The organism is Shewanella sp. FJAT-52076 (assembly GCF_019457455.1).
GTDB lineage: Bacteria > Pseudomonadota > Gammaproteobacteria > Enterobacterales > Shewanellaceae > Shewanella > Shewanella zhangzhouensis.
Map to the genome: position 1 here is coordinate 587,863 of NZ_CP080415.1, position 12,747 is coordinate 600,609.

Genomic DNA, 12,747 nt, shown 5'->3' on the forward strand with positions numbered 1-12,747 from the left:
GGCAATCTGCTGATGTACTTACAGCGTGATTGCAGGAGGCAATGTCATGAGTATGACCCTGACGTTTTGGGGAGCCACAGAGGAAGTCACAGGCTCCTGTCACTTACTGGAACTCAACGGTAAACGCCTGCTGCTGGATTGCGGCCTCCTGCAGGGAGGCAAGCAGCAGGAAGCCCGAAATCGCGAACCCTTCCCTTTCGACCCCGCAAGCCTGGATGCTGTGGTCTTATCCCATGCCCACATTGACCATTCCGGTCGATTGCCTCTGCTGGTAAAGCAAGGCTACAGCGGCCCCATTTATACCCACAGCGCCACCCTCGACCTTTGCGCAATACTCCTTAAAGATGCGGCCATGTTGCAGGGCAGGGACACAGAGCGGCAAAACAAAAAGCGGCTGAAACAAGGATTGGAACCTTTGGAAGCACTTTTCGATGAGCAGGATGTGGATGTTGCCATGACCCGCTTTATCCCGCTGGAATATGGCATGCGGCTGGACCCTGTTCCGGGGGTGACCATCACCCTCAGGGATGCCGGGCATATTCTGGGCTCGGCACTGCTGGAGCTGGAGCTGGATGACGGCCAGCGCCAGAAACGTCTGGTGTTTTCAGGCGATTTGGGGCGGGCCGGTATGCCGATACTGCGGGATCCCGATTTGGTGGACCGCGCCGATCTGGTGCTCATGGAGTCTACCTATGGCAACCGCCTGCACCGCAGCTGGGAAGCCACACTGGAAGAGCTTAAAGGAATTTTTGCCAAGGCCATCAGCGACAGTCGCGGCAATATTCTTATCCCGGCATTCTCGGTGGGCCGGGCGCAGGAGCTGTTGTACCTGTTTCATTTGAATGCCAAAGACTGGGACCTTTCGCGCTGGACCATTTGCCTGGATAGCCCCATGGCCATTGAGGCCACCAAGGTGTACATACGCCACTTGCCGCTGATGGATGATGATTTCAAACGCTTTGTGCGCCAACATCCGGGTAAGCACCCCTTGCTCACGGACGTGGAGTTTATTCAAAGCACCGACGAGTCCATCGCACTGAATGAGGTACATCAGGGGCTCATCATCATTGCTGGCAGTGGCATGTGTAACGGCGGGCGTATCCGTTGCCATCTGGAACACAACCTCTACCGACCCGAATGCGACGTGATCATCTGCGGCTATCAGGCCGAAGGTACACCGGGCAGGGCGTTGGTGGATGGGGTGGATAAGCTGACTATCAATGGGCAATCCATTGATGTGCGCGCCCGTATTCATACCGTGGGCGGTTTGTCGGCCCATGCGGATCAGGCCGAACTGCTGCGTTGGTATCATCACTTCGAGGGGCGGCCGCCGCTGGTGCTGGTGCATGGCGAAAAAGAAGCCCAGGAAATTTTAATGGCTACCCTCGAGAATGAGCCCGAACCGCCCAAAGCAATCAGTGCGGCCAGTTATGGCGATCATCTGGATCTGGCGGCTTTGCCACGGCTCAGCTGGTTGTATCAGGGCAAAGCCCCCGGCTGATAGTGCTGGAGTTGTCTCTGTGCTTGCTGCATCATTGGCGCTTTCCTCTTTGGAGAGCATGAAGTGGATGCTGCATCGTTTCGGGCCGGTTTTATTTATGTCGCCGTCGCCGTGTTTTTTTGGGGCATGCTTCCCATCGCGCTCAAATTATCGGCCGACTTTATCGACCCTGTTACCCTGACCTGGTTTCGGTTTTTGGTGGCCCTGATTGTCAGTGTGGCGGTGCAATGGTTAGGCGGTCGGTTGCGGCAGTTTGCAGCGTTGGCAAAGCAGGACTGGCTGCTCCTCTTTGGCGCGGCTGTGCTGCTGATGGCCAATTACGTTTCCTTCGTTTACTCCCTCGATTATCTGGCGCCCGGTGTGGCGCAGCTCAGCTTCCAGACGGCGCCTTTCTTTCTGGCGTTTGGCGGAGTGATGTTTTTCGCCGAGCGATTGAAGGCGGTGCAGCTTGGATGTTTTGCCTTGCTCGCCGTAGGCATGTATCTGTTTTTTGCTCCCAGATTAAGTTTTGAAGGGGATGCCGGTGAGCTCTTGCTGGGGCTTGCCATAGTGCAGTTTTCGGCGCTGGCCTGGACCAGTTATGCCCTTATCCAAAAGGCGCTCATCCCCAGGATTTCACCGGCCAATGTGCTGCTGTTTATCTACGGTGTGGGTGTGGTGCTGATGGCGCCCTTTTGTGAGTTCACAGCCTTTGGGGCCATGGATACCAATGCCTGGTTGGTGGCAGGCTTTTGCGCTATCAATACCCTGGTGGCCTACGGCTGTTTTGGTCAGTCGATGAAGTATTGGCCCACGGCGCAGGTGAGTGCCATGCTCGCCCTGACACCCATAGTCAGCTTCAGTTTAACGGCGGCTGTCGTCGCCTTTGACTGGTGGCCAGAGAGCTTCCAGTCCGATGCCCTGAGCTCTGTGAGCATGATGGGAATAGTGCTGATTGTGCTGGCGGTGGCCACGCTTCAATTGTTGCCAAGATATCTGGCTTCGTTCAGTAAACCCGGGAGCGTGCAGCCGTGAGCCGTCAGGCACAGCCGTCGCTCTGGCTTTCGGACATTCGCGCCGTTGTCTTCGACCTCGATGGCACCCTGGCCCATTCCAACCCAGACTTTCCGGCTATCCGGCAGGCGCTCGGGCTCACTGCCGGACAGGATATTCTGGCCCATATTGCAGGTTTACCTGCGGCGGAGCAGGCCGATGCCATGGCGACAGTGCATCACTATGAAATGGCGGCCTCTCATCAGGCTGAATGGATAGGGGGCGCAGCAGAACTGCTGCAGTTTGTGCAGCAAATACCGCTGCCGACGGCGATTTTGACTCGCAATATGCGTCAGGCCGCACAGCTGACGCTGTCGCGTCTGGGATTATCGGTTGACGTCTTGCTGACCCGGGAAGATGCGCCGGCCAAGCCCGACCCTGCCGGCCTCATCCACATCATGCAAATCTGGCAGCTTGCGCCGCACCAGGTGCTCTACGTTGGTGATTATCTGTTTGACCTGCAGACGGCCCATAGCGCCGGTTGCCGTTCGGCGCTCTACTGCCCGGAGGGGAAGCCGGACTACGGCGACCTGGCTGACTTGCTGGTGCCCTGTTATTTTGAGTTCATTGATTTGTGGCGCGGCGCTGAATAAGTAGTCTCAGGCTGTCCAGAATCCCAAACAGCCACACGCCGATGACCAGGTACAGTGCAAATGAGTCGATGGCGCTACTGCGATTGTGGATCTCTGCCAGAATTTGCGGCATGTCCAGTGGCAGCATCCCTGACATTATCTCGTTGGCAATGTCGTTGGCGACCCGGTAAACGTCACTGAGCAGCAGAGAAAGGCTGATTGCCGTCAGCAGCAGTATCAACCAGCCCAGCCACTTTTTACCCAGCAGCAGATGTCCACTTCCCGGGCATACAAGGGCATTGCACAGCAGTGCTTTCAATTCGTTAGACATGGATTCTCCTGTGAACCATGGCAGCATAACAGCTTGAAGGCCGCTGGCAAGGCGGCAAACCTATACAGGCAAAGGAGATTAATGGATGAAACTCAGCATGATCACCGGTGTTTTTGCATTGGCATTTCTGGGCGTGGCGGCAGCCGAGGCTCCCTCTTTTGATTGCAGTAAATTAGCTGACAATGCTCCCTCGGCCGAAAAGCTGGTGTGTAGCGACCCGGCGCTGGCTGCGCTTGACAGAAGATTGGCAGATACCTATAGGGCGGCCCTGATGAAGGCTGTCAATGAACATCCACCAACCCTCAAGGCGGAGCAGCGGGGCTGGATTAAAGGCCGCAATGATTGCTGGAAATCCGAAGAACTGGCCGCTTGTGTGGCCCAGAGCTATCGAACCCGGACGGCTGAATTACAGGCACGCTATCGTTTGGTGCCCATGAAGGGCCCTTTCAGTTGGCGCTGCGGCGATAACAGCGAAGTGATTATCAGCTATTTTGACACCGACCCCGCCAGTGCCATCGCCGAGCGGGGCGATTCTGTGTCGCTGATGTTTGTTGCCCCAAGCGGCAGCGGCGCACGCTATCAGGGACCCAATGAAAGCTTTTGGGAGCATCAGGGCGAAGCCGAAGTGGTTTGGGGGTATGGGGCACCTGCGCTCAAGTGTATATTGGTACCTTGATAGGGGTTTTGATAGAGATAGAACCGCCGTTACCCAAAGCTTGCCCCAAGCGGGGGGCACCCAATAAAAAAGCCGCCCATGGGCGGCTTTTTTGCGGGTGCGTTTTAATCACCGAGCGTTTGTCACCGAGCCTGGTTTGTCACCCAGCTTGGTTATTCACCCAGCAGCGCTGCCATCATTTTCTGGCCCACTTCGGTGTGGTGCTGCATGGTGGAGAATTGCTTGGTCACACCATAAGGACCAAAGGCGTATACGGGCACTGGCGCGGCCGTGTGGGTGCCTGTACCCCAAACCACGTTCTGATCCGCAGCCAGGGCACGGCCAATCAGGTTGGCGTGGACTTCGTCTGCGTAAACGTAGAATTCCTTGAAATCATTAACCTTGGGAAACACGGTGGCAGACAGGTAGCTGTGGCCATCGACCCAGTACTCGTTGGCTTCACGCAGGGCGACCGGCGCGGCTTGCTCTGGTGTTACCTTGAAGTCGCTGTAGTGGTTAATGGCGCCGGCCCATTCGTCACCGGTGGAGCTGTCGAAGGCCCAGTCGGCGCTGACCATGTCCATCATGTTGTAGAAGGTGCCGCTTTGGGCATAGAGGCGGTCCAGCTTGTCCAGGCTGCCAAAATTGAAGTTGGGCTGATAGTCGGCGCCCTGCATACCGTCACCGGGCAGGCTCTGGGCGTCTGGCAGATCTTTGCGGCTGTAGCTTAACCCAAAGCTGCCTGTTTCGTGGTCGGCGGTGACAATTACCAGAGTATCGTCGCGGTCTTTAACCCACTCATAAACGGCATCCACGGCTTCGTCGAAACGCAGCAGCTCGTGCAGCATCCAGCCGGCGTCATTGATGTGGCCGGCCCAGTCAATCTGGCCGCCTTCAATCATCAGGAAGAAGCCGTCTTCGTCCCTGGACAGAATATCCAGTGCTTTGAGGGTCATTTCACGCAGCGAAGGCTCTTTACAATCACCGGCTTCCTGACAGGCCTTGTAGGCGATGGCATCCATCATGCCGGAGTTGGCAAACAGACCCAGCAACTTGTCGCCGTCGGCGGCATTGAGCTGCGCCTTGTCGAATGCCAGCTGGTAGCCCTTGGTATCCTTGGCTTCTTTGACCAGATTGCGATCGTCCTTACGCTTGGATTTTTTCACAACCGACGTGCCGGCGCCCAGGGCGGCCAGCTCGGCTTTTACCGCGTCGTTGCTGCCGGCATCCTGAGGAATGAATTCGCGGGCACCACCGGAGAGCATCACGTCTACCACGGCCTTGTCGATAAGCTCGGCGGCAATGGCAGACTCATAGCTGCGATGTGGCTGGTGGGCGGCGAAGGCCGCGGGGGTGGCGTGAGTCAGGCGAGTGTCGGAGACCAGACCTGTTGCCTTGCCTTTGGCTTTGGCTTTCTCAAGGATGGTCTCAACCACATAACCCTGGGCATCCAGGCCAATCATTTCTGAACCTGCGGCTTTGCCGGTTGCCAGCTGGCTGGCAGAGCAGGCGGAGTCCACTACCAGGCTGCCATCGGGGCCATTGAGCGACAGACCCATCTGGCCGGCATCACCCAGGCGCTTGAGGGCGGTTTGGTTCCCTTTGCTGTTGTAGGTGGAATGCGGGGCACGGCGGGCGTATTCTTCGAGCAGACCAACCTGCTGGGCACCCATACCATCACCGATCATCAGGATGACGTTCTTCACCGAGGTGATTTCCTCGGGAGCCACTTCCTTGATGACTTCCACTTCCTTGATCACTTCAACCGTTTTATCGTCGTTGCAACCGCTCATCAGTGCGGCTGCGATGGCTACTGCCAGCAGGCTTTTGTGTTTCATGCTTGATCTCTTTTGACTTTCTAATGTGTAGGGCGTGATTTAAACGCCCGAAAGTCTGACGAGACCAGATGACAAAATGACGAAAGTTTTGTGTCAGTTTGAGTATTTACTTATTTATTTTTATCTGAATATCATGCGGTTAACTGTCAAAGTAGCACTTTGCACACTACCTTGCGAACCCGTACGGGTGTAGTGCCTGTACCCGGCATATGCATGTCTTCCGGCATGAAAATGGCAAACATCCCAGCCTTCAAGGGTACAAAGCAGGCGGCCTCGCGATTCTGTTCGTAGTCATATTCGATAAAATCATGGGCGTCATGGTAAGGCGCCAGGGGGGCTTGATCTTCGAGCGGCAGATAACCAAAGGCTTCTTCGCCACTTACAACAAACTGTACGTCGGCATAGCGTCTATGGGTTTCAAAGGGTTCTGTGCCCGGGGGCTGGGTGTCGTAGTCGTTGACTATGGCAAAGAGCGCATCGCCATCAATGGTGTGGCGGCCCTTGGGCAAGGCGGCCAAATCCGTGTTGGCCAAAAATTCGAGTGCGGCCTGGATACCTGAATGGAGGTTACTGTATCTGTGTCTGTTTTCGAGTTTGTCGACAATCATAAAAGCTCCGGGCTGATACGCGGGCCTCATTGGCCACGCTGGCGTGCTGGAGTATAGCGAAAGCCGCCTGCTTTGGCATCGTTAAGAATTGAGGTAACCTCTAGCCTTATTGCTGTAGACGACCCAAGGGTAAAAGATTGAACGCACTCAGATTACTGGCCGGCAAAACCGCCATGAAACGGATCCGCGAGGAGGGGCTCAAGCCTGAGCTTTTCAGCCGTCTGCTGGCGGCGTCCGGTGGCCCCAAATGGCTTGGCATTGCCGGGCTCGATAAGTATCTGTTCAGTGAGTTTTTTAAAGACCGTAAGACGCCACTCTATACCCTGGGTGCCTCCTCCGGAGCCTGGCGGCTAGCCTGTTTGGCGCAGCAGGACGTGCTGGCGGCCTATGGCCGCCTGGAAGCCTTTTATATCGGCCAGCGTTACGACACCAAACCCAGCCGTGAAGAGGTCAGCCGTCAGGTCACAGGTATTGTGGCCGGGATTCTGGGTGACACAGGCGCCGCCGAGATATTGGCCAACCCGGTATTTCGCTCGCATTTTGTGGTCTGTCGTGGGCGACATCTAAATCGCGTTAATGGCAAGCTGCCCCTGGCACTGGGGCTTTCGGTAACGGCGGCCACCAATCTCGTCAGTCGTCGCAGTCTGGGTTGGCACTTTGAACGGCTGGTGTTTTCCCAGGCAGACAATGACTCCCACTTTCGTCTGCTCACCGATCTGCCCAGCCGTGATTGCAAGCTGAGTCAGGATAACCTGGCGGACGTGTTGCAGGCCACCGGTTCCATTCCCATGGTGCTGGCCCCGGTGGGGCACATAGAAGGCGCGGGGGAAGGGCACTTCTATGACGGTGGCATTACCGACTACCATTTTGATTTCCCGCTTGAGCAGCACCAGGGACTCACCCTGTATCCGCATTTTTTCCCCTCCATCAAGCCCGGTTGGTTTGATAAATCGCTGCCGTGGCGAAGGGCCGTGGCCAATTATGACAATGCGTTGCTGCTGGTGCCCAGCGCCGGGTTTGTCGCCTCCCTGCCCAATGGAAAAATTCCTGACCGGGACGATTTCAAAACCCTCGACACACAGAGCCGTCAGCGCAGTTGGCGACAGGCGGCCCAGGCCAGCGAACGGTTGGCAGAGGAGTTTTCCCGGGTGCTTGAGGGCGACATCTCCCGGATTGAATCGTTTCCGGGATGAAACAAATCACTGTGATAGCGGGTCTAATGCCTGAGACTGATTAATTTTTGTTCATTGATGATTGGTGCCACTCACCTGCTAAAATTTGATCAGTTGAGTAGTGTTACTCCGCAGACCGTTGCAGGAGGTTACCATGCAATCACAGGACATGGCGTTACTGATCCACGACGCCTTACTGTTGCCAGATGGACGGCTTGAGTTGAGGATTGTTGAGCCGCGCTATTTGCGCATGGTGGCAGAAGTGTTCAAAGGGTATTACCCTCTGGCCTTCGCGATGCACAAGGCCAACGGTCATCCACCTTGCTATCCGGAAGCAACCCAATGCGAGATCATCGACTTTAACCAGTTGGAAGACGACACCCCGAGTATCATTATTGAGGGGCGTCAGCGGGTGGAAATTCTCTCTGCCAGGCAGGATAAAGACCTGCTGTGGAAGGTGAGAGCGGCCCCTTGCCACAACTGGGAAAAAGAGCCCATTGATGGCGAGTTCGAAATCATCAGTGCGGCGCTGGAGCAGTTTTACCAGGTCAATCCGGATCTTTTCGGTTTGTACAGCGATGTGCACCTTGAGGATGCGGCCTGGGTAAGCCAGCGTTGGCTAGAGGTGCTGCCCATGTACAGCCAGGACAAATTCAAGCTGATTAATCAGCCGGATTGTCACAAGGCCATGGACTTTGTGCTCAAGCTCATCAAATCCCACGCCGGATAAGCGAATGCGGGGTGTTTGCCCCGCTTGCGCTTTGCCTTTACACTGGGCGCCCTCTTGCCAGGGAGCCATCTTGTGTCTGAATTAACCGCCACCGCCCGTGCGGCCCAACCTTCTTATGTGGTCTTGCCACGGGATAACCCCAGCACCACGGTATTCGGTTTTTTGTGCAGCCATTTCGCCCGTATCGGCGAAGAGGTTTGGCGTCGCCGCATTCTCGATGGCAAGGTGCATTGGCAGGATGGCACGCTTATTACACTGCTCACGCCCTATCGCCCCACGGCAAGGGTCTACTACTACCGCGAAGTTGTGGCCGAGACCAAGATCCCCTTCAGCGAGAAAATACTGTGCCGCAATGCGCATATGATGCTGGTGTTTAAACCGCATTTTTTGCCGGTGACCCCTTCGGGTAACTATGTCAACGAGTGTCTGGTGCATCGGCTGCGGCTTGCCACCGCCATCGACACCATCAGTCCGGCCCACAGACTCGACCGGGAAACCGCCGGGGTTATTCTGATGAGCCTGAACCCGGAAACCCGGCATCAGTACCATCAACTTTTCTTAAATGGTGGAATACGCAAAGACTACGAAGCCATTGCCCGGTTAACGCCAGAACTCCTGGCAAAGCATGGCGAGGGGCAGGCTTTGCCGCAGCGCTGGACAGTGAAAAATCGTATGCAACCGGCAGACCCGTCGTTTTTGATGCAGGTCGTGCCGGGAGAGGCCAACAGCCACTCTGAAATCGCCTTGCTCAAGGTGAAGGATGGCCGCGGTTTATTTGAGCTCAGCCCCATCACAGGTCGCACTCATCAGCTAAGGGTGCACATGCAGAGTCTCGGCATGCCGCTGGAAAACGATCGTTTTTACCCCAGCCTGCAACCCCAATCGGCAGATAACTTTAATACCCCCTTAAAGCTGGTGGCCAAGCGGCTCAGATTTACCGACCCCATCACCGGGGAGAAGCTGGATGTCGGCTGTGATGGGTTTGCAGGTGAATTCAGTTAGTTAGTCCATTATCATTGTTGCCAGTCAAGCAAGTCACACCATGGCTGCGACTATTGCAGGCCATTGGAAGACTAATGTTTAAACGCAGTCCTAACCGTTTGCATTGCCTGTGTACTCGTTTTGTGCCTTGTATATGGACTGATATGTGCATTTGCGCTTCTTAACGAAGCGGTGCGCCGCTCTCACGAGGAGAGCGCTATGGCCCCCTGGTGGGTGATGAAGCGCGGGAGACGATTTTAAGTGAAGGTAAGTTACGGTCCGTCGGACAAATCTCAGGCACCCACTGTGGATGCCGGCCTCAAGGTCAACTACGACAGCCCAAAGCGAGGCGGTTATCGCGGTCGCTGGTATATGCTGCTGGCCCTGGTTATTGCCCCTGTGTTGCTGGTGCTCTGGTTTGTGCTCAAGCCGTGGCTGTTTATTCTCGCGCCCGGCATAGTGACCAGCGAGCCATTGGAGATGCGTTCCCCCGCCTCAGGCGTGGTGCATGCGGTATATCAAACCCGGGGCGATGTTGTGATTACCGGGCAGCCACTGTTGGTGCTGAAAGATCCCGCCCTTGATGCCCAGATCCAGGGGCTTGAGCGCCAACTCACCCAGATGCAGCAATTTCGCGATTTGGGGGCCGAGATCAGTGCACAAATCGGCGAGAAAATCCGCGTCGCCGAAGAGGGGATGACTCGTCAGGATGAGCTCCTGTCCCAGTTTGAGAAATTCCGCGCCAAAGGCGTGGTGCCTACCGCGGATATGGCGGCGGTGCTGCAGGCGCACACCTCCGCAAAAATGGCGTTGGAGCAGGCCAGAGCTGAACTGGTCAGCGAACTTCAGCGCCAGCAGGAAGCCCGTCAGGCGGGGGTGGTGACCCAGAGCCGTCAGCGAATGGAGCTGGAGTTGTCCCGTCTCAAGGCGCTCCGGGAGCAGCTCACCATACGTGCCCCTTACGATGCGCGAATTGCCGATATTCAGGTGCAGGTAGGTGAACAACTGGCCGCAGAGCGTCCGCTGCTGCTGCTCTCGGGGCGTGCCAACCCTGTGGTTGTGGCGTACCTTGAACCCAAGTACCTGGACTATGTAGACCTGGGCCAGCAGGCGAGCATCAAGCTGCCCAATGGCGAGAGCTTCAATGGACGCATCGAAGAGCCGACAGAGCTGGTGAGCAAGTTGCCCAAGCAGTTGTCTGGTCCATTCGATGGAGAAAAGCCCGTGCTAAAAGTGACGCTGACCCCGGTTGAGCCCTTGTCGCTGGTGGTGGAAGGGGTGCCGGTGGAAGTGAGTTTCGATCGTTTTTAACGCCACCAGATGCCAGGCATGGCTCTGCATCAGCAGCGCTTATCTGGCAAATCAGGTTGGTGTCTGCACCTTCCTGTTCGATGTCAGTGTTCCCGTGGCGGCAGAAACTCGGTCTGGCTCATGTCGGCATGGAGCACGGCAATACGGCGGGGGGCACCTGATTCTGACAGGTGAACAAGGCCAATACCACTTTGATTTACCAGTCGTTTGCTGCGCTCGCCATTGGGTCTGCGGCCACGGATAAGCATGCGTTTTCGCTTGGTGAACAGGTTCAGCGGCGAGAAATAACCGTAAAGCCAGCCATTTAATTTATCGAACCAGGGCAGCAGTTTTTCAGGGAACTGATTTTTAATGCCGCTGGAGGTAATTTGATAAATGTTTGGGCTGGCGTGGCGGAAACGGATGCGTACATCGTAGGCAAAGGAGTAGTGCACGTCCCCCGAGAGAATAATAAACTCCTGCGGTGTTTTGCGGTGCATAAACATCGACAGCAGGGCGCCGGCGGCGCCGGGATGGGCCATCCAGTTTTCGGCATCCACCAGCAGAGAACCACCCAGCAGAGTGGCCGTGCGCTGCACGGCTTCAATCAGCTTGACCCCGAACATGGGGGCCGCCGAGACAATAATCACCTTTTCCTGGCCAATCAGTTGCTGCTGAAAGTCCATCAGGGCTTCCCAGTCCATCAAGCCCGAGGGCTTGGCGAGATTGGACTCACTGCGCCAGCGGCGGGTGCGGGTATCCAGCACCACCAGTCTGGGACTGGTGTCCAGGTGAAAATGCCAGTCTTCAAACCTCAGCAACTTATCTATCATTGCGTCCTGCGTCGATACATCCAGTCTCGGCGGTGCCAGCATCGCCTCGAGTTCAGATATCACTGACTCAAACTTTTTCGGCGCGTTGCCTATGGCCTGAAACAGGCAATAGCCCAGCAGGGCATTGCCAATGATGCGCTTGGAAAAGGCATGGCCATAGGCCGCTTCTTCCCATTTTGCGGTGAGGTTCCAATCGTCGGTGATGTCGTGATCGTCAAAGATCATGTAAGTGGGCAAGTGGGCCATAAGGCGCCTCACCTGACTGAGTCCGGCCCTGAATGCCAGCAGATGATCCCATTCCTTCTGCCACTGGGCGAGGCGTTTACCATTCAGCCCCTGAGGTGATTTGGGAATATCAATCAAATGCCAAAGCTCTGGCGACCAAACCAGTAAATACAGCGCCGTCATTTCGGCAAAACTCACCAGATGGTTCTCGGCAATGGAGGACGTAAAAATCGGATGATTGATGTACCAACGCCACAGTGCGGTTTTGGCCGGATATTGGGTGTGGGGCAGAAGCCGCTTGTACCTCTGGTACAGCTTCGCAGGCGAGTAATCGATATTGTCGCTGCCCGCGACAGGAGCGCCGACAAAGTCTTCATGCCGGAGTTTCAGTAACTCAATGACCTGCTTGATGGCATAGAGCATGGGGCCGGCGACATCGTCGATATACACCTGATCGCCACTTAGCATCAGCAGCGCAGGCCGCTCAGATTTTCCTTCAGCCAGCAGGGTATCGGCCGCCACCAGAGCATCGCCACTGTGATGGTGAGGGTTACGGCAACTGCCGTGCAGCAATGAGTGTATGTTGCCGCTGTAACTCAGGTTTGGCAGGGTTTGCCCGGGATAACAAAGTCCATCCAGCTCGCCAAGCAGACTGCTTTTGCCGTCGATAAGATCGTAAGAAATTGACTGGCCTTCGGGCAGCAGGTCGTCGCCAGAGACTGTCAGCAGGTACATCCAGGCAGCCTCGCCGAGGGGGAATTCATCTATGTGCGGCTGATGCGCTTTGCCATTTAGCGTCAGCACAGGCTCTCGCAGTGGGCGCGAGCTGACCAGCCACAGCGTCATGCTGCTGTGGTCGCAGTGACGGAGAATTGGGCCGGCAATCAGGGAGGGAAGCGGGTTTCGTGCTTGGCTGCTGTCCATAGATGCTGCTTTGTGAGTTCCTCTGTTTCGCCGCCTGTGTGAACAAGGCGGACTG

Annotated in this window: 12 protein-coding genes; 8 read left to right on the forward strand and 4 right to left on the reverse strand. The window is 56.1% G+C overall.

The window, feature by feature from the left end; all coding sequences use genetic code 11:
* Positions 1-46 precede the first annotated feature (46 nt).
* The 3 genes from K0H79_RS02585 (at position 47) to K0H79_RS02595 (ending at position 3,126) form a co-directional block, all read left to right on the forward strand.
* On the forward strand, positions 47-1,501 hold the full coding sequence (locus K0H79_RS02585; protein WP_220077201.1) for an MBL fold metallo-hydrolase RNA specificity domain-containing protein: 1,455 nt from the start codon (positions 47-49) through the stop codon (positions 1,499-1,501).
* Between the two features lie 126 nt (positions 1,502-1,627).
* Positions 1,628-2,515 (forward strand): DMT family transporter, encoded by an 888-nt coding sequence (locus K0H79_RS02590; RefSeq protein ID WP_258405515.1) that lies wholly within the window; start codon positions 1,628-1,630, stop codon positions 2,513-2,515.
* A complete protein-coding gene (locus tag K0H79_RS02595; RefSeq protein WP_220077203.1) occupies positions 2,512-3,126 on the forward strand; it encodes an HAD family hydrolase in 615 nt (204 codons plus the stop codon). Before K0H79_RS02590 ends, K0H79_RS02595 begins: the two co-directional genes overlap by 4 nt.
* On the opposite strand, the gene K0H79_RS02600 is transcribed toward K0H79_RS02595, so the two are convergent.
* A complete protein-coding gene (locus K0H79_RS02600) occupies positions 3,098-3,436 on the reverse strand; it encodes a hypothetical protein (protein WP_220077204.1) in 339 nt (112 codons plus the stop codon). The two genes, K0H79_RS02595 and K0H79_RS02600, sit on opposite strands and share 29 nt — an antisense overlap.
* Before the next feature lie 85 nt (positions 3,437-3,521).
* Between K0H79_RS02600 and K0H79_RS02605 the strand changes: the two genes are divergently transcribed.
* Positions 3,522-4,112, forward strand: a complete 591-nt coding sequence (locus tag K0H79_RS02605) for an MliC family protein (protein ID WP_220077205.1) — start codon at positions 3,522-3,524, stop codon at positions 4,110-4,112.
* A gap of 152 nt (positions 4,113-4,264) precedes the next feature.
* On the opposite strand, the gene K0H79_RS02610 is transcribed toward K0H79_RS02605, so the two are convergent.
* Together K0H79_RS02610 and K0H79_RS02615 are read right to left on the reverse strand one after the other, a co-directional pair.
* A complete protein-coding gene (locus K0H79_RS02610; protein WP_220077206.1) occupies positions 4,265-5,929 on the reverse strand; it encodes an alkaline phosphatase in 1,665 nt (554 codons plus the stop codon).
* Positions 5,930-6,075: 146 nt separating this feature from the next.
* Entirely contained in the window at positions 6,076-6,537 is a 462-nt protein-coding gene (locus K0H79_RS02615) for a YhcH/YjgK/YiaL family protein (protein WP_220066603.1), read from the reverse strand.
* 137 nt (positions 6,538-6,674) lie between these two features.
* Here K0H79_RS02615 and K0H79_RS02620 point away from each other — a divergent pair, with 137 nt between their 5' ends.
* From K0H79_RS02620 to K0H79_RS02635, 4 genes are all read left to right on the forward strand, one after another.
* The gene (locus tag K0H79_RS02620) at positions 6,675-7,730 is read left to right on the forward strand and encodes an alpha/beta hydrolase (protein WP_220077207.1); all 1,056 of its coding nucleotides are present in this window, start codon (positions 6,675-6,677) and stop codon (positions 7,728-7,730) included.
* A gap of 133 nt (positions 7,731-7,863) precedes the next feature.
* Positions 7,864-8,439: an LON peptidase substrate-binding domain-containing protein gene (locus K0H79_RS02625; protein ID WP_220077208.1), complete on the forward strand. Its 576-nt coding sequence runs from the start codon at positions 7,864-7,866 to the stop codon at positions 8,437-8,439.
* A gap of 72 nt (positions 8,440-8,511) precedes the next feature.
* A complete protein-coding gene (locus K0H79_RS02630) occupies positions 8,512-9,441 on the forward strand; it encodes a pseudouridine synthase (protein ID WP_220077209.1) in 930 nt (309 codons plus the stop codon).
* Between the two features lie 240 nt (positions 9,442-9,681).
* Positions 9,682-10,731 (forward strand): HlyD family secretion protein, encoded by a 1,050-nt coding sequence (locus K0H79_RS02635; protein WP_220077210.1) that lies wholly within the window; start codon positions 9,682-9,684, stop codon positions 10,729-10,731.
* A gap of 83 nt (positions 10,732-10,814) precedes the next feature.
* Here the strand turns inward: K0H79_RS02635 and K0H79_RS02640 are convergent, their stop codons facing one another.
* Positions 10,815-12,692 carry an alkaline phosphatase D family protein gene (locus K0H79_RS02640; protein WP_220077211.1) on the reverse strand — a complete coding sequence of 626 codons (1,878 nt, stop codon included), beginning with the start codon at positions 12,690-12,692 and terminating at the stop codon, positions 10,815-10,817.
* Between the last annotated feature and the right edge of the window lie 55 nt (positions 12,693-12,747).

Coding starts and splice junctions, on each gene's coding strand:
- K0H79_RS02585 (WP_220077201.1), top strand. CDS start 47: ATGAGTATGACCCTGACGTTTTGGGGAGCCACAGAGGAAGTCACAGGC.
- K0H79_RS02590 (WP_258405515.1), top strand. CDS start 1,628: ATGCTTCCCATCGCGCTCAAATTATCGGCCGACTTTATCGACCCTGTT.
- K0H79_RS02600 (WP_220077204.1), bottom strand. CDS start 3,436: ATGTCTAACGAATTGAAAGCACTGCTGTGCAATGCCCTTGTATGCCCG.
- K0H79_RS02605 (WP_220077205.1), top strand. CDS start 3,522: ATGAAACTCAGCATGATCACCGGTGTTTTTGCATTGGCATTTCTGGGC.
- K0H79_RS02610 (WP_220077206.1), bottom strand. CDS start 5,929: ATGAAACACAAAAGCCTGCTGGCAGTAGCCATCGCAGCCGCACTGATG.
- K0H79_RS02615 (WP_220066603.1), bottom strand. CDS start 6,537: ATGATTGTCGACAAACTCGAAAACAGACACAGATACAGTAACCTCCAT.
- K0H79_RS02625 (WP_220077208.1), top strand. CDS start 7,864: ATGCAATCACAGGACATGGCGTTACTGATCCACGACGCCTTACTGTTG.
- K0H79_RS02640 (WP_220077211.1), bottom strand. CDS start 12,692: ATGGACAGCAGCCAAGCACGAAACCCGCTTCCCTCCCTGATTGCCGGC.